This window comes from Mesorhizobium cantuariense, from assembly GCF_042647205.1.
GTDB classification, from domain to species: domain Bacteria; phylum Pseudomonadota; class Alphaproteobacteria; order Rhizobiales; family Rhizobiaceae; genus Mesorhizobium; species Mesorhizobium cantuariense.
Window position 1 is genome coordinate 7,136,268 of sequence record NZ_JBHRVD010000001.1, and the last position, 22,334, is coordinate 7,158,601.

The 22,334-nt window shown below is 63.3% G+C and carries 30 protein-coding genes; 7 read left to right on the plus strand and 23 right to left on the minus strand.

Annotated elements, in window-relative coordinates:
• Nucleotides 1–75: 75 nt before the first annotated feature.
• From ACFOJ9_RS34905 to gcvA, 6 genes are all read right to left on the minus strand, one after another.
• Nucleotides 76–846, minus strand: coding sequence for an L-iditol 2-dehydrogenase (locus ACFOJ9_RS34905; RefSeq protein ID WP_378988250.1), 771 nt, complete (start codon nucleotides 844–846; stop codon nucleotides 76–78).
• A gap of 2 nt (nucleotides 847–848) precedes the next feature.
• Nucleotides 849–1,847 (minus strand): ABC transporter ATP-binding protein, encoded by a 999-nt coding sequence (locus ACFOJ9_RS34910; protein ID WP_378986129.1) that lies wholly within the window; start codon nucleotides 1,845–1,847, stop codon nucleotides 849–851.
• 50 nt (nucleotides 1,848–1,897) lie between these two features.
• A complete protein-coding gene (locus tag ACFOJ9_RS34915; protein ID WP_378986131.1) occupies nucleotides 1,898–2,722 on the minus strand; it encodes a carbohydrate ABC transporter permease in 825 nt (274 codons plus the stop codon).
• An 11-nt stretch (nucleotides 2,723–2,733) separates the two neighbouring features.
• Entirely contained in the window at nucleotides 2,734–3,606 is an 873-nt protein-coding gene (locus ACFOJ9_RS34920) for a carbohydrate ABC transporter permease (protein WP_352776184.1), read from the minus strand.
• A gap of 124 nt (nucleotides 3,607–3,730) precedes the next feature.
• Nucleotides 3,731–5,041 (minus strand): ABC transporter substrate-binding protein, encoded by a 1,311-nt coding sequence (locus ACFOJ9_RS34925; RefSeq protein WP_378986133.1) that lies wholly within the window; start codon nucleotides 5,039–5,041, stop codon nucleotides 3,731–3,733.
• Between the two features lie 226 nt (nucleotides 5,042–5,267).
• Complete coding sequence (gene gcvA, locus ACFOJ9_RS34930) at nucleotides 5,268–6,173, minus strand: transcriptional regulator GcvA (RefSeq protein ID WP_378986135.1); 906 nt, start codon at nucleotides 6,171–6,173, stop codon at nucleotides 5,268–5,270.
• Between the two features lie 110 nt (nucleotides 6,174–6,283).
• On the opposite strand from gcvA, the gene ACFOJ9_RS34935 reads away from it, so the two are divergent.
• Complete coding sequence (locus ACFOJ9_RS34935) at nucleotides 6,284–6,469, plus strand: hypothetical protein (RefSeq protein WP_378988253.1); 186 nt, start codon at nucleotides 6,284–6,286, stop codon at nucleotides 6,467–6,469.
• A 63-nt stretch (nucleotides 6,470–6,532) separates the two neighbouring features.
• On the opposite strand, the gene ACFOJ9_RS34940 is transcribed toward ACFOJ9_RS34935, so the two are convergent.
• Nucleotides 6,533–7,492, minus strand: a complete 960-nt coding sequence (locus tag ACFOJ9_RS34940; protein WP_378986137.1) for a sugar-binding transcriptional regulator — start codon at nucleotides 7,490–7,492, stop codon at nucleotides 6,533–6,535.
• A gap of 257 nt (nucleotides 7,493–7,749) precedes the next feature.
• Here ACFOJ9_RS34940 and ACFOJ9_RS34945 point away from each other — a divergent pair, with 257 nt between their 5' ends.
• On the plus strand, nucleotides 7,750–8,382 hold the full coding sequence (locus ACFOJ9_RS34945; protein WP_378986139.1) for an HAD family hydrolase: 633 nt from the start codon (nucleotides 7,750–7,752) through the stop codon (nucleotides 8,380–8,382).
• A 4-nt stretch (nucleotides 8,383–8,386) separates the two neighbouring features.
• Here ACFOJ9_RS34945 and ACFOJ9_RS34950 read toward each other — a convergent pair whose 3' ends face one another.
• The 9 genes from ACFOJ9_RS34950 to ureC form a co-directional block, all read right to left on the minus strand.
• Nucleotides 8,387–9,154 carry a class II aldolase and adducin N-terminal domain-containing protein gene (locus tag ACFOJ9_RS34950; protein ID WP_378986141.1) on the minus strand — a complete coding sequence of 256 codons (768 nt, stop codon included), beginning with the start codon at nucleotides 9,152–9,154 and terminating at the stop codon, nucleotides 8,387–8,389.
• Nucleotides 9,155–9,235: 81 nt separating this feature from the next.
• On the minus strand, nucleotides 9,236–9,877 hold the full coding sequence (gene ureG / locus ACFOJ9_RS34955; RefSeq protein WP_378986143.1) for an urease accessory protein UreG: 642 nt from the start codon (nucleotides 9,875–9,877) through the stop codon (nucleotides 9,236–9,238).
• The gene (locus ACFOJ9_RS34960; RefSeq protein ID WP_378986145.1) at nucleotides 9,874–10,314 is read right to left on the minus strand and encodes a DUF3995 domain-containing protein; all 441 of its coding nucleotides are present in this window, start codon (nucleotides 10,312–10,314) and stop codon (nucleotides 9,874–9,876) included. Before ACFOJ9_RS34960 ends, ureG begins: the two co-directional genes overlap by 4 nt.
• Nucleotides 10,311–10,982, minus strand: coding sequence for an urease accessory protein UreF (locus ACFOJ9_RS34965; protein WP_378988256.1), 672 nt, complete (start codon nucleotides 10,980–10,982; stop codon nucleotides 10,311–10,313). Before ACFOJ9_RS34965 ends, ACFOJ9_RS34960 begins: the two co-directional genes overlap by 4 nt.
• Nucleotides 10,975–11,550 (minus strand): urease accessory protein UreE, encoded by a 576-nt coding sequence (gene ureE, locus ACFOJ9_RS34970; RefSeq protein ID WP_378986147.1) that lies wholly within the window; start codon nucleotides 11,548–11,550, stop codon nucleotides 10,975–10,977. The genes ACFOJ9_RS34965 and ureE overlap by 8 nt, the downstream gene beginning before the upstream one ends.
• The gene (locus ACFOJ9_RS34975) at nucleotides 11,547–12,152 is read right to left on the minus strand and encodes a glutathione S-transferase family protein (protein WP_378986149.1); all 606 of its coding nucleotides are present in this window, start codon (nucleotides 12,150–12,152) and stop codon (nucleotides 11,547–11,549) included. The genes ureE and ACFOJ9_RS34975 overlap by 4 nt, the downstream gene beginning before the upstream one ends.
• Before the next feature lie 44 nt (nucleotides 12,153–12,196).
• Nucleotides 12,197–12,790, minus strand: coding sequence for a hypothetical protein (locus ACFOJ9_RS34980; RefSeq protein ID WP_378986151.1), 594 nt, complete (start codon nucleotides 12,788–12,790; stop codon nucleotides 12,197–12,199).
• 40 nt (nucleotides 12,791–12,830) lie between these two features.
• Nucleotides 12,831–13,319 (minus strand): DUF29 domain-containing protein, encoded by a 489-nt coding sequence (locus ACFOJ9_RS34985; RefSeq protein ID WP_378986153.1) that lies wholly within the window; start codon nucleotides 13,317–13,319, stop codon nucleotides 12,831–12,833.
• 70 nt (nucleotides 13,320–13,389) lie between these two features.
• On the minus strand, nucleotides 13,390–15,102 hold the full coding sequence (gene ureC, locus ACFOJ9_RS34990) for an urease subunit alpha (RefSeq protein ID WP_378986155.1): 1,713 nt from the start codon (nucleotides 15,100–15,102) through the stop codon (nucleotides 13,390–13,392).
• A 197-nt stretch (nucleotides 15,103–15,299) separates the two neighbouring features.
• On the opposite strand from ureC, the gene ACFOJ9_RS34995 reads away from it, so the two are divergent.
• Both ACFOJ9_RS34995 and ACFOJ9_RS35000 read left to right on the plus strand, forming a co-directional pair.
• Complete coding sequence (locus ACFOJ9_RS34995; protein WP_378988259.1) at nucleotides 15,300–15,686, plus strand: hypothetical protein; 387 nt, start codon at nucleotides 15,300–15,302, stop codon at nucleotides 15,684–15,686.
• A 114-nt stretch (nucleotides 15,687–15,800) separates the two neighbouring features.
• Nucleotides 15,801–16,316: a hypothetical protein gene (locus tag ACFOJ9_RS35000; protein ID WP_378986157.1), complete on the plus strand. Its 516-nt coding sequence runs from the start codon at nucleotides 15,801–15,803 to the stop codon at nucleotides 16,314–16,316.
• A 20-nt stretch (nucleotides 16,317–16,336) separates the two neighbouring features.
• Here the strand turns inward: ACFOJ9_RS35000 and ACFOJ9_RS35005 are convergent, their stop codons facing one another.
• The 5 genes from ACFOJ9_RS35005 to ACFOJ9_RS35025 are packed head-to-tail and all read right to left on the minus strand — an operon-like array spanning nucleotide 16,337 to nucleotide 18,702.
• Nucleotides 16,337–16,642 (minus strand): urease subunit beta, encoded by a 306-nt coding sequence (locus tag ACFOJ9_RS35005; protein ID WP_378986159.1) that lies wholly within the window; start codon nucleotides 16,640–16,642, stop codon nucleotides 16,337–16,339.
• 8 nt (nucleotides 16,643–16,650) lie between these two features.
• Nucleotides 16,651–17,238, minus strand: a complete 588-nt coding sequence (locus ACFOJ9_RS35010) for a HupE/UreJ family protein (protein WP_378986161.1) — start codon at nucleotides 17,236–17,238, stop codon at nucleotides 16,651–16,653.
• 34 nt (nucleotides 17,239–17,272) lie between these two features.
• A complete protein-coding gene (locus tag ACFOJ9_RS35015) occupies nucleotides 17,273–17,527 on the minus strand; it encodes a DUF1272 domain-containing protein (protein WP_378986162.1) in 255 nt (84 codons plus the stop codon).
• A 10-nt stretch (nucleotides 17,528–17,537) separates the two neighbouring features.
• Nucleotides 17,538–17,840 carry an urease subunit gamma gene (locus ACFOJ9_RS35020; RefSeq protein WP_023693076.1) on the minus strand — a complete coding sequence of 101 codons (303 nt, stop codon included), beginning with the start codon at nucleotides 17,838–17,840 and terminating at the stop codon, nucleotides 17,538–17,540.
• Nucleotides 17,841–17,868: 28 nt separating this feature from the next.
• Nucleotides 17,869–18,702, minus strand: a complete 834-nt coding sequence (locus tag ACFOJ9_RS35025) for an urease accessory protein UreD (protein ID WP_378986163.1) — start codon at nucleotides 18,700–18,702, stop codon at nucleotides 17,869–17,871.
• Between the two features lie 215 nt (nucleotides 18,703–18,917).
• Here ACFOJ9_RS35025 and ACFOJ9_RS35030 point away from each other — a divergent pair, with 215 nt between their 5' ends.
• The 3 genes from ACFOJ9_RS35030 to ACFOJ9_RS35040 all read left to right on the plus strand — a co-directional run bounded on the left by ACFOJ9_RS35030 (nucleotide 18,918) and on the right by ACFOJ9_RS35040 (nucleotide 21,247).
• Complete coding sequence (locus tag ACFOJ9_RS35030; protein WP_013528393.1) at nucleotides 18,918–19,172, plus strand: acyl carrier protein; 255 nt, start codon at nucleotides 18,918–18,920, stop codon at nucleotides 19,170–19,172.
• A gap of 5 nt (nucleotides 19,173–19,177) precedes the next feature.
• On the plus strand, nucleotides 19,178–20,386 hold the full coding sequence (locus tag ACFOJ9_RS35035) for a beta-ketoacyl-[acyl-carrier-protein] synthase family protein (RefSeq protein ID WP_378986164.1): 1,209 nt from the start codon (nucleotides 19,178–19,180) through the stop codon (nucleotides 20,384–20,386).
• A gap of 156 nt (nucleotides 20,387–20,542) precedes the next feature.
• Nucleotides 20,543–21,247: a glutathione S-transferase family protein gene (locus ACFOJ9_RS35040; RefSeq protein WP_378986166.1), complete on the plus strand. Its 705-nt coding sequence runs from the start codon at nucleotides 20,543–20,545 to the stop codon at nucleotides 21,245–21,247.
• 21 nt (nucleotides 21,248–21,268) lie between these two features.
• Here the strand turns inward: ACFOJ9_RS35040 and ACFOJ9_RS35045 are convergent, their stop codons facing one another.
• Nucleotides 21,269–21,616 carry a hypothetical protein gene (locus ACFOJ9_RS35045; protein WP_378986168.1) on the minus strand — a complete coding sequence of 116 codons (348 nt, stop codon included), beginning with the start codon at nucleotides 21,614–21,616 and terminating at the stop codon, nucleotides 21,269–21,271.
• 86 nt (nucleotides 21,617–21,702) lie between these two features.
• Nucleotides 21,703–22,323: a nucleoside triphosphate hydrolase gene (locus ACFOJ9_RS35050; protein WP_378986170.1), complete on the minus strand. Its 621-nt coding sequence runs from the start codon at nucleotides 22,321–22,323 to the stop codon at nucleotides 21,703–21,705.
• Between the last annotated feature and the right edge of the window lie 11 nt (nucleotides 22,324–22,334).

Consider the following 22,334-nt stretch of genomic DNA (forward strand, 5'->3'; position numbering starts at 1 on the left):
TTGAGGTCGATACGGCCTCTGATGTCGGCCTCTGCTCCCCGCGGAGGGACGAGGAGCAGAGGCCGTCCCCCGCCCTCAACTCATCCACTGGCCGCCGTCGACATTGTAGGTCTGGGCGACGATGTATTCGGCGTCGCTGCTGGCGAGAAAAACCGCCATGCCGGTAAGGTCCTGCGCCGTGCCCATGCGGCCAAACGGCACCGCCTCGCCAACCAGTCTCTTCTTCTCGCCCTTCGGCCGGTTTTCATATTTTGCGAACAGCGCATCGACGTGATCCCAGTGCTCGCCATCGACGACACCAGGGGCAATCGCGTTGACGTTGATACGGTGCTTGATCAGGTCGAGCCCCGCCGACTGGGTCAGCGAGATGACGGCGGCCTTGGTGGCGCAATAGACGCCGACCAGAGCCTCGCCGCGCCGCCCGGCCTGGCTTGCCATGTTGATGATCCGGCCGCCCTTGCCGCGCGCGATCATCGAGCGGGCGGCAGCCTGCAGCATGAACAGCGTGCCGGCGACATTGACGGAAAACAATTTGTCGTAGCTTGCCTTGGTTATCTCGACGATAGGTGCCAGGTCGAACAAAGCGGCGTTGTTGATCAGGATATCGAGGCCGCCGGTCTTCGTCTCGACGGCTTTCACCGCTGCCTCGATCGAGGCGAGGTCGGTGACGTCGAGCTTGACCGCATAGGCCTTGCCGCCAATCTCGGCGGCCGTTTTCTGCGCGGCCTCGAGATTGATGTCGGCGATGGCGACGATGGCGCCTTCGCCGGCATAGGCTTCGGCGAAGGCTCTGCCGATGCCACGGGCCGAACCCGTGATCAGCGCGGATTTGCCGGCCAGTCGCATGCTCACATTGCCTTTCCGTCGTCGCCGAAGCGATGCAGCTTGGCCTTGTCGGGCGTCAGATAGATGGTGTCGCCGTGATGGACGGCGAGTTCGCCGTCGGCGCGCACCGTCAGCGGGCCGACGCCATCGGCCTGGACATGCAGGAAGGTGTCGGAACCGAGATGCTCGGCGACGCCGACGGTGGCCTTCCAGTCGCCCGCCGTGGTCGATATCTCCAGATGCTCAGGGCGGATGCCGATGGTCTTGGCGCTGTATTTGGCAGCCGGCGCGCCTTCGATCAGGTTCATCTTCGGCGAGCCGATGAAGCCGGCGACGAACAGGTTTTTCGGCGTCTTGTAGAGCTCCATCGGCGAGCCGACCTGCTCGATGTTGCCGGCGTTCAGCACGACGATCTTGTCGGCCATGGTCATGGCTTCGACCTGATCGTGGGTGACGTAGACCATGGTCGTCTTAAGCTGATGATGCAGCTCGCTGATCTCCAGCCGCATGGTGCCGCGAAGTGCCGCATCGAGGTTGGACAGTGGTTCGTCGAACAGGAAGGCAGAGGGCTGGCGCACGATGGCGCGACCGATGGCGACGCGCTGGCGCTGGCCGCCCGAGAGCTGGCCGGGCTTGCGTTCGAGATAGTTGGTGAGATTGAGGATGCGCGCCGCGTCCTTCACCTTCCTGTCGATGGTGGCCTGGTCCTCGCCCGCCATCTTCAGCGGGAAGGCGATGTTCTTTCCCACCGTCATGTGCGGATAGAGCGCATAGGACTGGAACACCATGGCCAACTTGCGCTTGGCCGGCGCCTCGCCGGTGACGTCGCGGCCGTCGATGTTGATGGTGCCGCCGCTGGTGTCCTCAAGCCCGGCGATCAGCCGCAGCAATGTCGACTTGCCGCAACCGGACGGGCCGACGAAGACGACGAACTCGCCATTCTCGATCACCAGGTCGAGACCGGGGATGATGGACGTCGCTCCGAAGGATTTGGAGACGTTCTTGAGCGTGATGTTTCCCATGGTTTCCTTCCCGAGGGGTTATTTCTGCCGATTGCTTCGGGCAAATTCCGTTACTTCACCGCACCAAATGTCAGGCCGCGCACCAGCTGCTTCTGGCTGAACCAGCCCATGATCAGGATCGGCGCTATGGCCAGCGTCGAGGCGGCCGAAAGCTTGGCCCAGAACAGGCCTTGCGGGCTGGAGAACGAGCTGATGAAGGCAGTCAAGGGTGCGGCTTCCGTGGTCGTCAGCCGGATTGTCCAGAATGCCTCGTTCCAGGCCAGGATGATGTTGAGCAGCATCGTCGAGGCGATGCCCGGCACCGCCATCGGCGTCAGCACATAGACGATCTCGTTCCACAGCGAGGCGCCGTCCATGCGCGCCGCTTCCAGGATCTCGCCCGGTATTTCGCGGAAATAAGTGTAGAGCATCCACACCACGATCGGCAGGTTGATCAGCATCAGCATGATCATCAGGCCGATGCGGCTGTCGAGCAGTCCGGTATCGCGGAAGATCAGGTAGATCGGGAACAGCACGGCAACCGCGGGCATCATCTTGGTGGACAGCATCCACATCAATATGTCCTTGGTTCGCTTGGTCGGCGCAAACGCCATCGACCATGCTGCCGGTATGGCGACCAGCAGGGCCAGGATGGTCGAGCCGACCGAGAGCAGCACCGAGTTGAAGAAGAACTTGAAGTAGCCACTCTGCGCCTGAACCTCGGCATAGCTCTCAAATGTCCCCGACGGGATGATGCTGAAACCCTGGATGGCTTCCTGCTCCGACTTGAACGAGGTGATGATCGTATAGAGGATCGGGAAGAAGATGAGCAGGGCGACGATCCAGGCGGCAACTGTCGCGATCGTCTTGTGCTGGGTGGTGACTGAGCGTGCCATCGTATCCTCCCTTACTTGTCCAGGTTCTTGCCGACGGCGCGCATGGCGAAGAAGGCAACGATGTTGGCGAGAATGACGGCGATCACACCGCCGGCGGATGCCTGGCCGATTTTGAACTCCAGCAACGCCTTCTGGTAGACGAGGAAGGGCAGGTTGGTGGAGGCGTATCCCGGGCCGCCATTGGTGGTGACGAGGATCTCGGCATAGACCGACAAAAGGAAGATCGTCTGGATCAGGATGACGACGGTGATGGCGCGCGACATGTGCGGCAGCGTCAGATAGATGAAGCGGCTGATGAAGCCGGCGCCGTCCATCTCGGCGGCTTCCTTCTGCTCGCCATCGAGCGACTGCAATGCGGTCAAAAGGATCAGTGTGGCGAAAGGCAGCCACTGCCAGGCGACGATAATGATGATCGCCAGCATCGGATGCTGCCCGAACCAGTCGATCGGCTGGACCCCGAAGAAGCGCGCTATATCGGCGAACACTCCATATTGCGGGTGCATGATCATGTTCTTCCAGACCAATGCGGCCACCGGCGGCATGACGAAGAACGGCGAAATGACGAGAATGCGGACTATGCCCTGGCCCCACATCGGCTGGTCGATCAAAAGCGCCAGCAGGATGCCGCCGATCACCGTGATCAAAAGCACGCTGACCACCAAAGTGAGCGTGTTGAGAATCGACTGCAGGAAGGCCGGGTTGGAATAGAACAGCGCGTAATTCGAGAAGCCGACGAAGCCGTCGCGGATCGGATTGAGCGGATTGTACTGCTGGAAGGAGAACCAGATGGTGATGACCAACGGCACAATCATCCAGACGAACAGCAGCACCACGGATGGCGCCATCATGAAACGGGCAAGCGAACGGGTCTGCTGAGTAGCCATGACGGTCACCCTTCACTGGTCAGACTGAATTTTCAAAAGGCGTTAAAGGCGGCCGCCCGAACTGGGAACTCGGGCGGCCGTTGCCGGTCAAGGAGGCGACCGGCATTCGGCACCGGGAGGAGCCTTACTTGATGTATCCGCCTTCGGTCATTGCCGCGGTGGCAGCGTCCTGGGCCTGCTTCAAGGCATCGTCGACGCTCGACTGGCCGGCAAGTGCCGCCGAGAAGAGCTGGCCGACGGTGGTGCCAAGACCCTGGAATTCAGGGATGGCGACGAACTGGACGCCGACATAAGGCACCGGCTTGACGGTCGGATGCGTCGGATCGGCGGCGTTGATGGAGTCCAGCGTCATCTTGGCGAACGGAGCCGCCTTCTGGTATTCGGCATTGGCGTAGAGCGAGGAGCGCGTGCCCGGAGGAACGTTGGCCCAGCCTTCCTTCGAAGCAACCAGTTCGGCATAGTGCTTGCTGGTCGCCCAGGAGACGAACTTCTCGGCGGCATCAGCCTTCTGCGTGCCGGCGGGGATCGCCAGCGACCATGCCCACAGCCAGTTGCCGCGCTTGCCCAGGCCATTGTCGGGTGCCAGCGCATATCCAACCTTATCGGCGACCTGCGATGCCTTGGGATCGGAGACGAAAGACGCGGCGACGGTGGCGTCGATCCACATGCCGCATTTGCCCTGCTGGAACAGTGCCAGGTTTTCGTTGAAGCCGTTGGAGGACGCGCCCTCGGGGCCGTCGGCCTTCATCAGGTCGACATAGAACTGCAGCGTGTTCTTCCATTCCGGCTGGTCGAACTGCGGCTTCCAGTTCTCGTCGAACCAGCGGGCGCCGAAGGAGTTCGACATGGCGGTCAGGAAGGCCATGTTCTCGCCCCAGCCGGCCTTGCCGCGCAGGCACACACCGTTCACGCCATTGGCGCGGTCGGTCATCTTGTCGGCGGCCTGCTTGATGAAGTCCCAGGTCGGCGCGTCGGGCATCTTCAGCCCGGCCTTGTCCATCAGGTCCTTGCGGTACATGACGAAGGAGCTTTCGCCGTAGAAGGGCGCTGCATAGAGTTTGCCGTCGACCGAAAGGCCGCCGGCGATGGCCGGGATGATGTCCTTGGCGTCGTAGTCGTCGCCAAGCTTGTCGAGCGGCAAGAGCCAGTTCTGCTTGGCCCAGATCGGAACTTCATAGGTGCCGATGGTCATCACGTCATACTGGCCGCCCTTGGTGGCGATGTCGGTGGTGACGCGCTCGCGCAGCACGTTTTCCTCAAGCGTAACCCAGTTGAGTTGGATGTCGGGGTTCGCCTTGGTGAAGTCTTCCGTCAGCTTTTGCATGCGGACCATGTCGCCATTGTTGACAGTGGCGATGGTGATGGATTCGGCGTGTGCGGCGAACGCAAGCGCGCTGGCCGACAACAAGCCCAGGGTGAGCGTGCGAAGTTTCATCAAATTCCTCCCTTGAACCAAGATGAGCATTTGCCTTGGCTTTGGGCAATTACTCACTTGGCGTTAATTATGTCAAGTCGGATTCGATGCTGCAGCGCAGCACTCGGCGAGGCCGGTCGACCTGGAACACGTAGATTGCCAAGGTGAGCCCGCCCGTCGCCCGGACATCAGGTGACGATAGCGAAAGGGTTTGCGGGATTTGGTGCGGTGCCCGAGGGCTTTGCCGTCAGCAGGCGATCTCGGCCAGCAGCCAGTCGCGGAAGGCGCGGATTTTCGGCACGTTGCGGCGCGCCTGGGGATAGACCAGCCAATAAGCGTGGCCGTCGTCGCCGACCAGCTCGAAAGGCTGGATCAGGCGGCCGTCGGCGAGCTCCGCCTTGAACAACGCCCTGGTCAGGATCGCGACGCCATGGCCGGCGATTGCCGCATTGGCCTCATAGGCCTGCGCGCCCATGCTGCTGCCGGGTCGTTTGGCAAGATCATGCGAGTGCACGCCGGCCGCCGAGAACCATTCCGTCCACCAGATGTCGCCAGGATCGAGGATCGGCAGCCGCAAGAGGTCGGCCGGTTCGTTGACGCCGCCGATGCTTGCCGCGAGCTTGGGGCTCAGCATCGGCGTGAAATCGGCATCGAGCAGCTTGTGCGCCTCCAGGCCCGGCCATTTGCCGCCGCCCGAGCGGATGGCGATATCGGTATCCTCGCGGGCAAAGTCTGTCAGGCGGCTCGACGTCTCGAGCCGCACGGCAAGTGCGGGATGAGCGATCTGGAACGAGCCCAGCCGGTGCGCCAGCCAGTTCGAGGCAAAGGTCAGCACGGTGGTGACGCACAGCAGCCCGTCGGCCCCGGCGCGCGCCGCAGCATAGGCCTGGCCGAGAATGGCGAAAGCTTCGCCGACACCGGGCGCCAGACACTGTCCGGCCTCGGTCAGTGTGATCTGTCGCGGCCGGCGCAGGAACAGTGGTGAGCCGACGCGCTCTTCCAGCACCTTGATCTGATAGCTGACCGCCGCCTGTGTCATGCCGAGCTCCTCGGCGGCCTTGGTGAAGGAAAGATGCCGCGCCACCGCGTCGAACACCCGGATCGCCTGCAGCGGCGGGAGCTGCGAAACCTGTCGCGAGCTGAGGTCCGGCATAAGGCCTCCTTATGGGTCATGATCGACGTTCGATTGGCAAAGGCGGCCGGCAACACCGACATTCCTGGTCAACCCGTCATTTGGGTTCAGGATAGCGAAGGTTGACGATCATGACCATGGCGCAGCAAAAATGCACTCCCGCTCCGGATCATCGCTGGATTTCGTGGCTCACGGACGGATTTGGCTGGTTCGCGATAAAAAAGCGGGCGCATCTCGACATCCGGGATCTGTCGCCGCATCTGCAACGCGACCTCGGCTTCCTCGATGGCAACGACCCTTTCGGGCGAGGCAAATAGCCTGGCTGACTTTATCGCAAATCGGTTGCTAAGCTGCCATGCCCCACAGACAAAGGCGACCGGTCAGATGCTGGCCAGCAGGGCGGCGGCGGTCCGCTCATCGGTGATGAGGCCGTTGATCAGCCGGCGGTTGGCAGCCGCCAGGATGCCCGGCAGCTTTCGTTCGCCCATGGCCAGTGCGATGACCAGCGATTTTTCGCGCGACGGCAGTGAAGCCGACGACACCCGGTCGTTGGTGATGCCCTCGATCATGCGGCCTTCGCGATCGAACACCCAGCCGACGATCTCGGCGATGCCGCCGGCCTTCTGCAACGCCTTCAATTCGCTTTCCGAAATGAAGCCGTCCTCATAGAGCGGGGCCTTGGGGCCGAGATCGCCGATGCCGATGAAGGTGACGTCGGCCTCGGCGGCAAGCGCCAGCGTCGGCTGGATCATCGGCTGGTTGAGCAGCATCTCGCGCTCCTCCGGCGAAGAGGCAATGACCGGTAGCGGCATCGGGAAAGATCGCGCCTTCACCCTGTCGGCCATGGTGAAGATGACGTTGTAGAAGGCGGCCGAGCCGTCCGGCGAGATGTTGCCGGTCAACGACACCACCTTGTGCTGCGGGCATTCCATCGGCGGCAACTGCTCGATCGCCGCCTTCAGCGTCCGCCCGGTGCCGATGGCCATGACGATCGGGGTCGGCGAGCGCAACCGCCGCTCAATCTCGGCGGCCGCCGCCTCGGCGATGCCGATCGTGGTCGAGGATGAATTCGGATCGCTCGGCACCACCTCGACCAGATCGAGCGCGAAGCGCGATTTCAGCCGCCCCGCCAGATCAAGGCAGTTGGCGATCGGATGGTCGACGCGAACCTTGATCAAACCCTCGGACACCGCCAGCGACACCAGCCGCTGCGCCGTCTGCCGCGAAATGCCGAGCGTGGAAGCGATCTGGTCCTGTGTGTTGCCGGCAACATAATAAAGCCAGCCGGCGCGCGCCGCGTCGTCCAGCCTGTTGCTGCCACCATCTTGCCGGGTATTCACGTTCTGCCTCCCGAGACCGCCGGTCATGAGAGCGGCCCACGCCCACTTTCGCAGGGAACGGCGCGCTGCGCAATTGTCAATCTCCAGGGCAATTGCTTGCCACCCATCGACGCACGCACCTCCAGGGTTTTCTTCTCCCACGATGTCTGTGGCAGGGAAAGAAGCGCGGTTGCGGTCCGACAGGCGGCACGTTCTGCGGTCCCGAAGGTTTATCTCCTGGCGCAAACCCTTTAAGGGATCGCAAAAAGGAGCGCTGCATGACACCGAAAGCGGTTTTCTGGGATATGGACGGCACGCTGGTCGACAGCGAACCGCTGCACGAGGCCGCCCTGATGGCGGCGATGCGCAATGTCGGCCTCGTGCCACCTGATGACCTGCATGAGCGCGTGCTCGGCGTCGCGGCCTGGCCGGTTTACGAGATGATGCGCGACGAGTTCGGCCTGGATCTGCCGTTCGACGACTGGATCGTGCGCAAATACGAGCACTATCTGCCGCTGGTCGAAGGCTTGAAGCCGCGCCCCGGCGCGATCGAGATCTTCAACGAGCTGCGCGAAAGGGGCGTGGCGCAAGCCGTGGTCTCGAATTCGGACCGGATGATCGTCGACGCCAATCTGAGCATGGTCGGTTTGACTTACCCCGGCATGAAGACGATCAGCCGCAACGACGTGCGCGAAGGCAAGCCGCATGCCGAGCCGTTCCTGCGCGCCGCGTATCTGGCCGATGTCGATCCCGCGCAGGCGGTAGCCATCGACGACAGCTGGCCGGGCGCGATGGCGGGGCTGGCGGCGGGCATGAAGACGATCTTCTGGCCGGAAAAGCCGATGGAAGGACCGCCCGGCGCTGTCGTCATCAACAGCGCCGACCAGCTCCGGGCAGAGCTGGGCCTGTAGGCGATCAATTTCGGTAGACCGGCTCCTGCTCGTCGAGGATCGCCTTCAACTCGCTGAGATGGCGTTCGGCCTGGCCGGGATAGTCGTCCATCTCGCTTGCCGCCTTCTCGGCGATCGCATCGGACAGCGTGCGCAGCGGGCGGCCGGTCCATAGCGCCTTGATGTAGGTCTCGGCGGCACGTTCGAAATAGAACATGCGGTTGAAGGCATCGGCGACCGTATCGCCGATGACCAGCACGCCGTGATTGCCCATCACCATCACCTTGACCTTGGGATCGACGAGAAGCTCCGAGCAGCGCTCGCCCTCTTCCTCAAAGGCCAGCCCACCATAATGCGCGTCGACGACATGGCGGTTGAAGAACATCGCCGAATTCTGGTCGATCGGCGGCAGGCGAGAGTCGGCGAGCGATGCCAGCACCGTGGCGTGGATCGAATGGACATGCATGACACAGCGCGCATGGCGCACATTTCGATGGATGGCGCCGTGCAGCCCCCATGCCGTCGGGTCGGGCGCGTTCGGGCCGGAGAGCGTGCCGGGATCGTTGGCATCGATCATCAAAAGGTCGCTCGCCTTGATGCGCGAGAAATGCACCTGGTTGGGGTTCATCAGGAACTGCGTGCCGTCGTCGTTGACAGCCAGCGAGAAATGATTGGCCACCGCCTCGTGCATGTTGAGCCGCGCCGTCCAGCGAAAGGCACAGGCGAGATCGACGCGCTCCTCGTAGAAGGTCAGGTTGGTCAGCGTTTCCTTTTGCAGGCGGGCGATGCTCATCGAAAATCCTCCGATTTTGGCAAGAATGCCGTGACCAGCCCGTGCTCGCAACCGGTTTTGGTTGGTGCAGGGACGGCTATCTCACGCTGCGGTGCTGGCAGCAGCGCCGGCTCGCAGGCCGCCATGCTCGATGATGAAATCGATGACCTCCTGCAGTCCCTTGCCACGCGACAGGTCGGTGAAGCCGAACGGCCGCTTGCCGCGCATGCGGCCGGCGTCGCTCTCCATGACATCCAGGTTGACGTTCACATAAGGCGCCAGATCGCTCTTGTTGATGACCAGGAAATCGGAGCGGGTGATCGCCGGCCCGCCCTTGCGCGGGATTTCTTCGCCCTGGCAGACCGAGATGACATAGAGCGTCAGGTCGGCGAGGTCGGGTGAGAAGGTGGCGGCGAGGTTGTCGCCGCCGGATTCGATGAAGACGATGTCGAGATCCGGGAATTTTCTGTTCATCTCGGCGATCGCCTGCAGATTGATCGAGGCATCCTCGCGAATGGCGGTGTGCGGGCAGCCGCCGGTCTCGACGCCCATGATGCGATCCTCGGGCAGCGCCTGCAGCCGGACCAGCATCATGGCGTCTTCCTTGGTGTAGATGTCGTTGGTGACGACGGCGATGGAGAATTCGTCGCGCAGCGCCTTGCACAGCTTTTCGGTCAGCGTCGTCTTGCCCGAACCGACCGGCCCGCCAATGCCGACGCGCAGCGGGCCATTTGTCTGTGTCATGCGGGAAACTCCGTGATGGCGAGGATGGCAAAGCCGAGCCCGATCAACAGGCACAGCGGCGAGTAGTAACGCAGGTCGAGCCGCGCGAAAGGTTGTTCCGGCGTCAGCCGCCGCCACCAAGGCGTGAAGCCGGCAATGCCGCGGCCCAGGAAAACCAGCCCGATGAGCAGCGACGTGGCGGCGAGCCCCTCCTTTGGGAAGGGTGAAGCAAAGACGCCTTCGAGCGCCAGCGGCCACAGTGTCGCCAGGCAGAGGCACGCGGCAACGGCGAAACTGGCGAATGGCGTCGGCATCTCATCGACACCGCGAAAGCCGACCACGGCACGAGCGCAGGAGGCCGCATCCTTGCCCGGCCAGATGCCGCCAAGGCCCCAATAGACATGCAGTGCGGTGATCAGCAGCAGGATGAAGGAGAGAGTGAAGGCGAGGGCGATCATGAACGGAACAATCGCGAATACTGGGTTTCATGCTTCATCGCCATGACATCGGAGACAAAGGCGCAGCCGCCGAGATCATCCAATGTCGAGCGTGCGGCGCGGCTGGCGGTCGCCAGGGCCAGCGGTTCGAAGCCGGCTAACAGAGCTGTGGCCTTGCTCTGACCGACGATGCCGAGCCGGATCGCCGCCTGGACGAGGTTGGAGAAGAAGGTCTGCAAGAAGGCGGACAGCGCATCCTGAAGCGCGATGCCGTTTCCGCCGGCAATGGCGCCAACGGTGACGCAATAGGCGCATTCGGTAGGCAAGCACTCCAGCACCGGGTTGGGCCAGGCCGCCGCTGCTTTCAGGAAGGCAGCACCTTGCAGCATGGTTTCCATGTGGCGTTCTCGCGAGCCGGCCAGCGCCTCGGCAAGTGCCGCTGTGTCATCGAGGTCACCGGCGTGGCGTGCCCGGCGCCAGCTTTCTGCGAACAGCACGGCGTCGTTCCAGCCCGAGCCCATCTCGATCAGCGTTTCCAGCCAGTCGGCGAGGCCCTCGGCATCGGCAATCAGCCCGTCATGCACCGCGCGTTCGAGACCGTGGCTGTAGGAAAAGCCGCCGACCGGAAAGGCCGGCGACAACCACGCCATCAATCGCAGCAGGGCGATGTTCGAAGGCTGCTCAGTCATGGTCGTGGTGGTGGCCAGCATGACTGTGCGAATGCGATTCGCTGTGCGAGTGAGAATGCGTCTCGGCGTGGCTATGGGCATGCGCATGGCCGTGATCGTGTCCGCCGGAATAGGCGCCGCGCACCGGCTTGAACGGCTCGGAAACGTCGGTCACCGTGGCGCCCAGCCCCTCCAGCATCGCCTTGATGACATGGTCGCGCAGGATGAGGATGCGCCCGGCCTCAATGCTTGCCGCGAGATGACGGTTGCCGATGTGCCAGGCGAGCTCGGCCAGATGCACGCCATCGCGGGCGCGGATGTCATAGACCTCTTCCGGCGCCGCGATGATCTCGATATGGGCGCCATCCTCCAGCACAAGCCGGTCGCCATCGTTCAAGGCGACGGGTTCGGGAAGGTCGACCAGCACCTTGCTGCCGTCGGCAAGTTCGATGGCCCGGCGGCGCAGATGCCGCTCGTCATGGGCGAGAACGGCACGGCCGGATGGCGGGATGGCTCCGGCTTTGCCAGCGGACAGCACGGAGACGGCGCGTGGGAATTTGGTGAAGTCGGTGTTGAGGTTGAGCTTCATTTCATGGAGCCTCCATTAGCTTGCGCCCGTGCACGGGCAGGCCGCGCCAGCACGCGGTCGAAATAGGCGTTGACGCGCTCGGAGTCGATCGGGAACCGGCCGGCGCGAGCCCAGCCACCCATATCGCCGAGCAGCACATCGACAGCCGAAAACCGGTCGCCCAGCGCGAAAGGCCGATCACCCAGTCGCCGATCCAGCGCCTTGAGTTCCGAGGCAAAATCGTAAGCCGCGGCAGGACCGACATCGACCCGAATTTCCTTCGGCAGCAGGAAGCGGTGGCGCAATTTGTTCCACAGCGGCGCCTCGAACTCGCTCTGGGCGAAATGCATCCAGGAATCCATCTCGGCCCGGCCGGCGACGCCCGGATTGGCGCCCATCCCTTTGTCCGCGTGCTTGTCGGCGAGATAGACGCAGATCGCCGCCGAATCCGTCACTGTCAGTTCGTCGTCAATCAGGATCGGCACCTTGCCTGACGGGTTGAGCGTATAGGCTTCCGGCGAGCGCAGCTTGACCTCGACGAATTCATAGGTCTGCCCGAGTTCCTCCAGCATCCAGAGAACGCGGCTGACCCGGGATCCGCGTGATCCGAGGGCTTTGTACATGCGCAAACCTGCCTTTCCCCGGAAGCCTAGATCATCCGCGGCCGTCATACGATCGTGTCGAAGAGCCGCAGGATGAACGATATCTGATAGATGAGCGCCGCCGTGACAAAGGCGATGTGAAAGCGGCGATCGCGCACCAGGATCGCGACGATACACAGCGCAACGAAGACCGGTGTGCGGAACAGATATTCGTTGCCGAAGCGGGCGAAATGCTCCGGCCCTTTCAGCAGCGTGTCGATCACGTCGAGCAGATAGGTCGCCGCCAGCAGCCCGAAGAACCAGGCACGGCGCGAATAGAAGAAATCCTCGTAGCTGGTGTAGTCCAGCATCGAATCGGGAAACAGCAGCGCGCAGAGCAGGAACAGTGTGATCGCGTAGAAGATGATGAACAGGTACTTGCCGAAGGTCCAGGTCTCGATGGCGTAGAGGCCGAACTCCCACCACCAGAAATGCACCAGCATCAAAAGCACCGAGGCGACCCAGGCCAGATGCACGGGATAGAGCCGGTACTGGCCGGGATGCTGGACGATGCGCGCCACGCCCGACAGCAGGCGGGCGACGCCGAGCCCGATCACCATGCCCATGACGATGCGGATGTGCGGGAAAATGTCGTGGGCGGAGGCGATTTCGGTGGCCATATGTCGGCTCTAACTGGGAACGCAAAAAACGAAGAAGTGGCTAATCCCGCAGGAAGTCATCCATTGAGAGCGGACCGCCTGGCCAAAATCGTCCATCGAGCGCCTGCTTGACTGTGAAGGGAGATTCGCTGGGGAAATGGGCCTTCCTCAAGCCCGTTTCCCTTACCGCTGTCGGCAAAGCGTCTCCGTAAGCCTCGTCGAAAATCTGCGCGGGGTAACGGCGGAGGCTCGGGCTGTCCTTGAGGATATTTCCGATCCAAACGCGCTGTTCGGAGATCGACGCCTGCCAGCTGTGGCATCTGTGGCCCGGCTGGAATTCCCATTTCAGGAGATGTGCAATCAACACCTCCATCCGGCTGCGGATCTCCCGCCTGTCGCTCCTCCCCAAGCTTTCGATCTCCTCGGCTACGTTCTCCCGATCAAGCTCGGAAAGGCGCCCGTCGCGCAACAGCGCTGCCTGTTCGGCGCTCCACTGCGCAAAGTCCGTTTCATAGGGCGTAAGGGTCCTGAGGCGATCGATCCTGTTCATGGGGTGTATATTGCCCCAAACCGCGTCGCGTTCAAACGGCTTCGTGCGATGCGCTTTAGGATTGCAAAGATCAAAACAGAAAATACCGCTGCGCCATTGGCAGCACCGTTGCCGGCTCGCAGGTGAGCAGCTCACCGTCGGCGCGCACCTCGTAGGTTTCCGGGTCGACCTCGACATGCGGTGTGGCGTCGTTGAGCACCATCGAATGCTTGCCGATGCCGCCGCGGGTGTTTTCGACGGCGACGAACTGTTTGTCGACACCCAGCCTGCCGTGCAGGCCGGATTCGAGCGCGGCCTTGGAGACGAACGTTACCGACGAGTTGGTCCTGGCCTTCCCATAGGCGCCGAACATCGGCCGGTAATGCATTGGCTGCGGCGTCGGGATCGAGGCGTTGGGATCGCCCATCGGGGCGGCGGCAATCATGCCGCCGATCAGCACCATGTCCGGCTTGACGCCGAAGAAGGCTGGATTCCACAACACCAGGTCGGCGCGTTTGCCGACCGCGATCGAGCCGATATCCTTCGACAGCCCGTGCGCGATGGCCGGATTGATCGTGTATTTGGCGATATAGCGTCGGACGCGGAAATTGTCGTTGTTGCCGGTCTCCTGCGGCAGCGAGCCGCGCTGGCGTTTCATCTTGTCGGCGGTCTGCCAGGTGCGGATCGCGACTTCGCCGACGCGGCCCATGGCCTGCGAATCCGACGAGATGATCGAGAAGGCGCCGATGTCGTGCAGGATGTCTTCGGCCGCGATGGTCTCCTTGCGGATGCGGCTTTCGGCAAAGGCGATGTCTTCGGGGATCGACGGCGACAGATGATGGCAGACCATCAGCATGTCGAGATGCTCGGCCAGCGTGTTGACCGTGTAGGGCCGCGTCGGATTGGTCGAGGACGGGATGACGTTGGGCAGGCCGCAGACCTTGATGATGTCAGGTGCGTGACCGCCGCCCGCACCCTCGGTGTGGAAGGCATGGATGGTGCGCCCCTTGATCGCCGCCACCGTGTTCTCGACAAAGCCCGATTCGTTCAGCGTGTCGGTGTGGATCATCACCTGCACATCATAGTCGTCGGCGACCGACAGGCAGCAGTCGATCGCAGCCGGCGTCGTGCCCCAGTCCTCGTGCAGCTTCAGCGAGCAGGCGCCGCCCAGCACCATTTCCTCGAGCGCTGCAGGCAGCGACGCATTGCCCTTGCCCGACAGGCCGATGTTCATCGGAAAGGCATCGAAGGACTGGATCATGCGCGCCATGTGCCATGGTCCCGGCGTGCAGGTGGTCGCCAGGGTGCCGTGCGCCGGGCCGGTGCCGCCGCCGAGCATGGTGGTGATGCCGCTCATCAGCGCTTCCTCGATCTGCTGCGGGCAGATGAAGTGGATATGCGCGTCGAAGCCACCGGCGGTCAGGATCTTGCCTTCGCCGGCAATGATCTCGGTGCCGGGACCGATGATGATGGTGACGCCACCTTGAGTGTCTGGATTGCCGGCCTTGCCTATTGCCGCGATGCGGCCATCCCTGAGCCCGATATCGGCTTTGAAGATGCCGGCGCTGGCATCGACCACCAGCGCGTTGGTGATCACGGTGTCGACGGCGCCTTGCGCGCGGGAAACCTGGCTCTGGCCCATGCCGTCGCGGATAACCTTGCCGCCGCCGAATTTTACCTCCTCGCCATGGGTGGTGAGGTCCTTTTCGACCTCGATGAACAGCTCGGTGTCAGCCAGCCGCACTCTGTCGCCGACCGTCGGACCGTACATCTGCGCATAGGCGGCGCGGGTAATTCTGGCCATCAGCGATTGCTCCCGAAATGCGGTTTGCCGAAATGCGGTTTGCCAAGATACGGTTTGATTGAAGCCCGGTTACACATTGCCGCCATCCAATGGTCATGGAATGACCCGCTGGGCGACACCTTCTGATCCCATTTGGCGTTTGAGGTTAGGGGGTCACCCCAAAACGACCGTTTGCCAAATCGATGGAAGGAATGTCCATGCGCAAAACGATACTTTTCGCCGCTGCCGCCGCCACCCTGACCCTGGCGGGCGGCGCCAGCGCTCAACAGCAGCCGGCGCAACAGCCCGCTCCGGCGCAGACCGCGCCTGCTCCGGCCGCGCCCGGGGCTCAGCCGGCCGTTCCGACGATCCAGAGCGTCAACATCGTCGACATCACGGAGCTGCCAAAGGACACCCAGACGCAGGTCAACCAGGTGATCGCCCAACGTGGCGACGATGGTCTGAAGAAACTGCGCAGCTCGATCGACGCCACGCCCAAGGTGAAGTCCGCGCTCGAAGCCAAGGGGCTTAGCTCGGCTCAGGTCGTCGCCGCCAGCATGGAGCCCAATGGCGCGCTGACCCTCATCACCAAGAAGGCGAGCTGACAAAGCGGCGCGGCGGGCCGGCATCCGGCCCGCCGGCCGCATCGGCAAGGGAACCGTGGCAGGGCTGGATTCGTTTCGCTTCCTGAGTGCGGAAACAAATCTCGAAAGCGAGCCATGACCATCACCACCTTGCCCGACGCCCCCATCACCTTGCCTGACGCCCGGTGGCTGCATGCCATTGCAGCGACAGCGTTTCTGGCGGCGAGCCTCCCCCACGCCGCGCTGAATGCGCAGGGCCTCGAAAGCCCGGAGACGGTCAACCGGATCGTTGGCTCGGAGGTCAACCAGGAAGAAACCAAGACGACCGCGGAAGCCGGGAAGGTCGCCACGGCGATCGACCGGACGCGTGAAAACATCGGCACGGTGCGCAAGACATCCAAACTCGACAAGGTCGATATCGTGTTCCTTACCGACGCCGCGCGCAGCGAAGGCGGGCCGCCGCCGATGATCGAAAGCAAGGTCAAACAGCATCAGGACGACATTGCGGAACTGCGCAAGGAGATCGAGGCCAACGCGCTGCTGTTCAACGCCATCGAATCGCGGCGCGTGCTTGCGCAGGATGTTCTCGCCGTCGAATTCGACGATCCCGGAAAGATCGTCATCTACGCCGCGGCCAAGCCATCGAACTGAGCTGAGCGCGCTGCAAGATTTCACAGCTTGCCCATCACCTTCTGCTGAAATCCGTAGACCTCGCGCTTGCCGCCGAGCGGCACCAGCGTGATGTCGCGCTCCTGTCCCGGCTCGAAGCGCATGGCCGTGCCGGCGGCGATATCGAGGCGCATGCCTCTGGCCCGCTCACGGTCGAATTTCAGCCCCTCATTGGTCTCGAAGAAATGATAGTGGCTGCCGACCTGGATCGGCCGGTCGCCGCTGTTGGCCACTTTCAAGGTGACGGTCGGCAGGCCCTTGTTCAGCTCGATGTCGCCGCCCACCGTGATGATTTCACCGGGGATCATCGCCACCCTCACAGAACGCCGAAGACGAGGCCGAGACCAACCGCAGCGCAGGCGGCACCCGCCGCACGGGCCAGGCCACGGAACCGGATGCCGAGACCGAGCCCGGCCGCGATGCCGGTAGTGTGCAGCAGCGCGGTGGCGATGGCGAAGCCGGCCATGTATTCGAGCCCGCCGGCATTCTCCGGCACCTCGGTGCCATGGGCGTGGCCGTGGAACAGCGCGAACAAGCCGATGATGGCGACGCCGGCCGAGACCGGCAGATCGACCGCCAGTGCCACCAGCAGCCCGAGCGCCACGACCGAGGCCAGTATGCCCGGTTCGACGAACGGCAGCGGCATATGCTCCATCCCGAGCGCGCCGCCGACCAGCATGACGCCGACGAAAGCCGCCGGCCAGGCAAGAATCGCCTTGCCGCCTTTGAGCGCCGCCCACAGCCCGACCGCGATCATCACCGTCATGTGATCGAGGCCGGAGAGCGGGTGTATGAAGCCGGCCGTGAAGGAGGAGGTCGTGCCGATGCCGACATGGGCATAGGCCGGCATGGCAGCGGCCAGCAGCAGGATCGCCGACAGGCATAGGCGTTTGGCAGTGATCATTCTATTTGCCTTTCGTTTGGCTCGGTCGTGGTGTTCACGCCGCCTTGCGGGGGCCGCAGCCTTCGGCCTTGAGGACGCGCCTGGTCGACGCCGGGTATTTCTTCAACATCGCCGCCGGGCGGATCGGCCGCGCCGAAAAATTGCCGCCGCAATTGGGGCAGACACCGCCCAACACCTGTTCCACGCAGTCGGCGCAAAAGGTGCACTCGAAGGTACAGATCAACGCCTCCGCCGCCTCCGGCGGCAGGTCCTTGTCGCAGCATTCGCAGTTGGGGCGCAGCTCAAGCATTCTTCTCTCCTCACCTGATCGGTTCGTGCACGGTCACCAGCTTGGTGCCGTCGGGAAACGTCGCTTCGACCTGCACGTCGTGGATCATCTCGGCGATGCCTTCCATGACCTGCGCGCGGGTCACGACATGAGCGCCGGCCTCCATCAGTTCGGCGACCGGGCGGCCGTCGCGTGCACCCTCGACGACGAAGTCGGTGATCAGCGCGATCGCTTCCGGATGGTTGAGCTTGACGCCACGTTCAAGCCGCTTGCGCGCCACGATCGCCGCCATGGCGATCAGCAGCTTGTCCTTTTCCCTCGGCGTCAGGTTCATGCGTTTTCCAAAGCTGGTAGAGACAGGCCTATAGTGACCATAATTTGGGCAACCCCGCCCTTCCATTGAGCAATTCGACGAGTGGAACCAGCCGCTGGCGCAGCTGGTAGCCGTCCCCAGCGTAGAGCCTCGCAAGAAGCTTGCCAGATTTCTTCACGCTCCAGGCGCTGGCGCTGCCGTGGTCGCCGACGATCTCCAGAACCGGATCGAGCAGGGCTTCGGCCCGCGGCGACACCAAAAGCAGCGTTGCCATCGCGATCGCGCCACCGGCAATCGCCGTGCGATCGAGCGTGGCGGCGATATCGGGTCCGATGCGGAAATCCTCGGCATGAATGAGGGAGCCATCCTGGCGGACACGCCAGCGGTCGTGGAAATGCCCCTGCGTGGCGCGTTCGCCCATCGCCAGGCGGCCGAAGACGGCGGCTTCCAGCACCAGCGCCTCGGCGCCGACGGCAAGCTCGACGTCGATTGTGCGGGCAAAGGCCGCCCGGTCGAAGACGATGGTTTCCTGCGGCAGCCAGGCGATGCGGCCGTTCTCACCGACCGACAAATTGACCCGTGCCTCGGCACGATCGGATGCCGCCCGATAGATCTTCTCGCAGGCCTGGGTCGTGATTGACACTGAGGCAGCCGCGCCGACATCCACGTCCCAGGCGATACGGTCGCCGCCGGTCATCCCGCCGGCGGTATTGATCAGCACCGCTTCGAGCGGATCGGCCGAGACAGCCGGCATCCTTATCTTGGCGGCACCGTCCTGATAGAGGCGCCGCAGGCGCGTGCGACCCTCACTGAGAGCGCAGGAAAGCCGCGCCACGCCCGCAACGCGCTGCGTCGAAATCCCGCCATGTTCGATCGTATCCATGCCTGCACGTTAAGCACTCCGGCGGCTTTGTCGACCGACAGTTCGATATAGCTTGTTGCTTGACAACGTTTCGGTTTCTATAGAGGGAACCACCTTGGTACGGTCATCCAGCGCTTGGCGGGGGTATAAAACGACGACGGCGGCTTGATACCAGGAGAAAAAGGGGCGCTGCTCAGTTGGCGTCGGGAAACGCGACATAGTGGGGAAGAAACCGAATGGCCGACCAGCTGGCAACGGATATCATCGCGAAGATCAAGGCTCATGCCGAGCCGGGCGGCGAAGAAATCACCACCACCACCGAATTGACCTCGCTTGGTATCCATTCGCTCGAGCTGACGGAGATCATTTTCGATCTCGAGGAAGAGTATGGCATCGAGATCGAGATGAACACGGTCGACGCCTGGAGCAATCTGAAGAATGTCGGCGACATGGTCGAAGCTGTGCGCGCGCTGATCGCGAAAAAAGCCTGAACTGAATGCGGCAGCGCGTCGTCATCACCGGCATGGGCGGCATTTGCGGGCTCGGCACCAACGCGCCCACGATCTGGAGCGAGATGCGCGCCGGCCGCTCGGCCATTGGCACGATCAGCAATTCGCCTTTGTATGACCTGAAGGTCAGGGTCGGCTGCGAAATCAAGACGCTTCCCGATCACGGCATCGACCGCAAGCAGACCGTGTCGATGGACCGCTTCAGCCTGCTGGCGACCATCGCGGCCAGGGAAGCCATGCAGCAGTCCGGCCTGGTCTCGAATGAGGCCACCACTTATCGCATGGGTGCGGTCGTCGGCGTCGGCGTCTGCGGCTGGGAGGCGATCGAGGAGAGCTATCGAGCCATCCTGCTTGAAGGCAAGAACCGCGCCGGTATCTTCACTGTGCCAAAGGTGATGCCGAGTGCGGCCTCCGGCCATGTCAGCATGAGTCTCGGCCTGCGCGGGCCGGTCTTCGGCGTCACCTCGGCCTGCTCCTCATCCAACCACGCCATCGCCTCGGCTGTCGACCAGATCAGACTCGGCCGCGCCGACGTCATGGTCGCCGGCGGCACGGATGCGCCACTGGCCTGGGGTATCCTGAAAGGCTGGGAAGCCTTGCGCGTGCTGGCGCCGGATACCTGCCGGCCATTTTCGGCCGACCGCCAGGGCCTGTCGCTCGGCGAGGGCGCCGGCATGGCGGTGCTGGAAACCTACGAGCATGCCATGGCGCGCGGTGCAACCATCCTTGCCGAAATTGCCGGCGCCGGCCTCTCCGCCGACGCGTCCGACATTGTCGCGCCGACCATCGAAGGACCAACGGCCGCCATGCGCGCCTGCCTGGCCGACGCCGGGCTCAATCCCGAGGATGTCGACTATCTCAATGCCCACGGCACCGGCACCAAGGCCAACGACCAGATCGAGACGGCGGCGATCAAGCGCGTCTTCGGCGACCATGCCTACAAGCTTTCGGTGTCGTCGACCAAGTCGATGCATGCCCATTGCCTCGGCGCGTCGGGCGCGCTGGAGATGATCGCTTGCGTCATGGCAATCCGCGAAGGCATCGTGCCGCCGACGGCCAATTTTCGCGAGGCCGACCCCGATTGCGACCTCGACGTCACGCCGAATGTGGCGCGCGAGCGCAAGGTGCGCGCCGCGATCAGCAACGGCTTCGCTTTTGGCGGCACCAATGCCGTGCTGGCCTTCAAGGCCGTCTGATTCCAAGCACGTGATCTGCACGAGCGGTCCGTTCCGTTGACTGTTCGTGCACGACGAAACCGTTACCGCCATATTGATCGTGTCGTGGCGCGCGTCTAATTCTTGGCCGACCCGCCAAACGCGCCGCTCGGCGCGAATCCCCATTCAGGAGTTTCCATGGCTGACCTGTCCGCCTTTCCGATTGCAACACGCTGGCCGGCCAGGCATCCGGACCGGATCCAGCTCTATTCGGCGACAACGCCGAACGGGGTGAAGATATCGATCGCCCTGGAGGAACTCGGCCTGCCCTACGAGCCGCATCTGGTCAACATCAGCAAGAACGAAAGCTGGACGCCGGAATTCCTGTCGCTCAACCCCAACGGCAAGATACCGGCGATCATCGACCCGGACGGTCCCGATGGCAAGCCGATCGGCCTGTTCGAATCCGGCGCCATCCTGCTCTACCTTGCCGAAAAGACCGGCCTGCTCATGCCCGTGGACGCCGCGCGCCGCTACGAGACCATCCAATGGGTGTTCTTCCAGATGGCCTCGGTCGGGCCGATGTTCGGCCAGGTCGGCTTTTTCCACAAATTCGCCGGCCGCGAGATCGCCGACAAGCGGCCGCTGGAGCGCTATCGCGATGAATCGCGGCGGCTGCTCGGCGTGCTCGACGGCAGGCTGAAAGGCCGCAAGTGGATCATGAGCAATGACTACACCATCGCCGATATCTCGCTGCTCGGCTGGGTGCGCAATCTGATCGGCTTCTACGAAGCGCGCGACCTCGTCGGCTTCGACGATTTCGCCAATGTGGCGGCATGGCTGGAGCGCGGCCTGGCGCGGCCGGCGGTGCAGAAGGGCCTGACTATCCCGGCCAAGGGATAGCCGGAACCAGCCAAAAAATGGCTATTTCGCCTTTGCCTTGGCTTTCGAGCCGCCCTTTCCCATGACCGACGCGGCGAGGGACGCAGCGCCTCTGGCCGCAACCATGACGGCGCCGGCAGCGACATTGGCCGTGGCCTTGGCCGTGCGCATGGCACTGCCGCCCAGCGAATCGCCAGTATTTGCCGGCTTTCTAGGCTTTGCAGCTTTCGGCGCAGCCTTGGCTGCGGCCGGCACCACTTTCTTCGGCGCTGCCTTGCCGAAGGTCGGCTTGGTATCCTTCGAACGCGCCGCGATTGCCGGGCCGGCGCCTGCCTTGGATTGGGTTGCCTTGCCCTTGGCGGGCGCGGGCTTTCTTGCCTTCTGTGCCATCGCACGGACTCCCTCTTTTGGCAGAATTGCCTTGTCGGCGATAACGGCCTGAAAGTCTTAAGGTTCCCCTTGCGCAATCCGTAGAATCAAGCGGAAAGGCCGATCACCAGATCGGCGGCCCGGCGGCGGGCTAGCACCCGCTCGATATTGGGCATGTCGTTGGAAGCGATCCAGGCGCGCGCATCCGCAGCGGAGCGGCCGTGCTCGTGCCAGCGCTCAAGCAGGCGGCGCTCGAGCTCATTGCGTGGCACGTCGACGAAGATCGAGAAGTCGAACAGCGGCGCCAGCCGCGACCACGGCTCCTCGTCGAGCAGCAGGTAATTGCCCTCGACCAGGATGAATTTGGTCTCGGTGGCGACGATCGAGGCGGCGGCGCGCGAGAGTTCCATATCGCGGTCGAAGACCGGGATGGCGATGTCGGGTTCCCCCGCCCGGATGCGCTTCAGCAGGGCCTCAAAACCGGCAAAGTCGAAGGTTTCCGGCGCGCCCTTGCGTGCGCGCAGGCCGCGCCGCTCGAGCACGACGTCGTCATAGTGGAAGCCGTCCATCGGCACGACTTCCGAAGCACCTTCGGGCAGCAGGTCATGCAGCCGCGCCGACAGCGTCGACTTGCCGGAGCCTGGTGGTCCGGCAATGGCGACGATGAAGCGGCTTGCCTTGCCGGCACGCTTGAAGATGGTGGCGGCGAGATGGGCGATTTCGGACATGAGAGCCTCGC

What these genes read in the sequence shown, in the direction of transcription:
- ACFOJ9_RS35045 (WP_378986168.1), bottom strand. Translation starts at nt 21,616, where the DNA reads ATGGCACAGAAGGCAAGAAAGCCCGCGCCCGCCAAGGGCAAGGCAACC.
- ACFOJ9_RS35020 (WP_023693076.1), bottom strand. Translation starts at nt 17,840, where the DNA reads ATGAACCTGACGCCGAGGGAAAAGGACAAGCTGCTGATCGCCATGGCG.
- ACFOJ9_RS34975 (WP_378986149.1), bottom strand. Translation starts at nt 12,152, where the DNA reads ATGTACAAAGCCCTCGGATCACGCGGATCCCGGGTCAGCCGCGTTCTC.
- ACFOJ9_RS34925 (WP_378986133.1), bottom strand. Translation starts at nt 5,041, where the DNA reads ATGAAACTTCGCACGCTCACCCTGGGCTTGTTGTCGGCCAGCGCGCTT.
- ACFOJ9_RS35030 (WP_013528393.1), top strand. Translation starts at nt 18,918, where the DNA reads ATGGCCGACCAGCTGGCAACGGATATCATCGCGAAGATCAAGGCTCAT.
- ACFOJ9_RS34965 (WP_378988256.1), bottom strand. Translation starts at nt 10,982, where the DNA reads ATGACTGAGCAGCCTTCGAACATCGCCCTGCTGCGATTGATGGCGTGG.
- gcvA (WP_378986135.1), bottom strand. Translation starts at nt 6,173, where the DNA reads ATGCCGGACCTCAGCTCGCGACAGGTTTCGCAGCTCCCGCCGCTGCAG.
- ureE (WP_378986147.1), bottom strand. Translation starts at nt 11,550, where the DNA reads ATGAAGCTCAACCTCAACACCGACTTCACCAAATTCCCACGCGCCGTC.
- ACFOJ9_RS34920 (WP_352776184.1), bottom strand. Translation starts at nt 3,606, where the DNA reads ATGGCTACTCAGCAGACCCGTTCGCTTGCCCGTTTCATGATGGCGCCA.
- ACFOJ9_RS34950 (WP_378986141.1), bottom strand. Translation starts at nt 9,154, where the DNA reads ATGAGCATCGCCCGCCTGCAAAAGGAAACGCTGACCAACCTGACCTTC.
- ACFOJ9_RS35015 (WP_378986162.1), bottom strand. Translation starts at nt 17,527, where the DNA reads ATGCTTGAGCTGCGCCCCAACTGCGAATGCTGCGACAAGGACCTGCCG.
- ACFOJ9_RS35040 (WP_378986166.1), top strand. Translation starts at nt 20,543, where the DNA reads ATGGCTGACCTGTCCGCCTTTCCGATTGCAACACGCTGGCCGGCCAGG.
- ureG (WP_378986143.1), bottom strand. Translation starts at nt 9,877, where the DNA reads ATGACACAGACAAATGGCCCGCTGCGCGTCGGCATTGGCGGGCCGGTC.
- ACFOJ9_RS35000 (WP_378986157.1), top strand. Translation starts at nt 15,801, where the DNA reads ATGACCATCACCACCTTGCCCGACGCCCCCATCACCTTGCCTGACGCC.
- ACFOJ9_RS34960 (WP_378986145.1), bottom strand. Translation starts at nt 10,314, where the DNA reads ATGATCGCCCTCGCCTTCACTCTCTCCTTCATCCTGCTGCTGATCACC.
- ACFOJ9_RS34910 (WP_378986129.1), bottom strand. Translation starts at nt 1,847, where the DNA reads ATGGGAAACATCACGCTCAAGAACGTCTCCAAATCCTTCGGAGCGACG.
- ureC (WP_378986155.1), bottom strand. Translation starts at nt 15,102, where the DNA reads ATGGCCAGAATTACCCGCGCCGCCTATGCGCAGATGTACGGTCCGACG.
- ACFOJ9_RS34935 (WP_378988253.1), top strand. Translation starts at nt 6,284, where the DNA reads ATGACCATGGCGCAGCAAAAATGCACTCCCGCTCCGGATCATCGCTGG.
- ACFOJ9_RS34915 (WP_378986131.1), bottom strand. Translation starts at nt 2,722, where the DNA reads ATGGCACGCTCAGTCACCACCCAGCACAAGACGATCGCGACAGTTGCC.
- ACFOJ9_RS34985 (WP_378986153.1), bottom strand. Translation starts at nt 13,319, where the DNA reads ATGAACAGGATCGATCGCCTCAGGACCCTTACGCCCTATGAAACGGAC.
- ACFOJ9_RS34995 (WP_378988259.1), top strand. Translation starts at nt 15,300, where the DNA reads ATGCGCAAAACGATACTTTTCGCCGCTGCCGCCGCCACCCTGACCCTG.
- ACFOJ9_RS35025 (WP_378986163.1), bottom strand. Translation starts at nt 18,702, where the DNA reads ATGGATACGATCGAACATGGCGGGATTTCGACGCAGCGCGTTGCGGGC.
- ACFOJ9_RS35010 (WP_378986161.1), bottom strand. Translation starts at nt 17,238, where the DNA reads ATGATCACTGCCAAACGCCTATGCCTGTCGGCGATCCTGCTGCTGGCC.
- ACFOJ9_RS35005 (WP_378986159.1), bottom strand. Translation starts at nt 16,642, where the DNA reads ATGATCCCCGGTGAAATCATCACGGTGGGCGGCGACATCGAGCTGAAC.
- ACFOJ9_RS34980 (WP_378986151.1), bottom strand. Translation starts at nt 12,790, where the DNA reads ATGGCCACCGAAATCGCCTCCGCCCACGACATTTTCCCGCACATCCGC.
- ACFOJ9_RS35050 (WP_378986170.1), bottom strand. Translation starts at nt 22,323, where the DNA reads ATGTCCGAAATCGCCCATCTCGCCGCCACCATCTTCAAGCGTGCCGGC.
- ACFOJ9_RS34945 (WP_378986139.1), top strand. Translation starts at nt 7,750, where the DNA reads ATGACACCGAAAGCGGTTTTCTGGGATATGGACGGCACGCTGGTCGAC.
- ACFOJ9_RS35035 (WP_378986164.1), top strand. Translation starts at nt 19,178, where the DNA reads ATGCGGCAGCGCGTCGTCATCACCGGCATGGGCGGCATTTGCGGGCTC.
- ACFOJ9_RS34905 (WP_378988250.1), bottom strand. Translation starts at nt 846, where the DNA reads ATGCGACTGGCCGGCAAATCCGCGCTGATCACGGGTTCGGCCCGTGGC.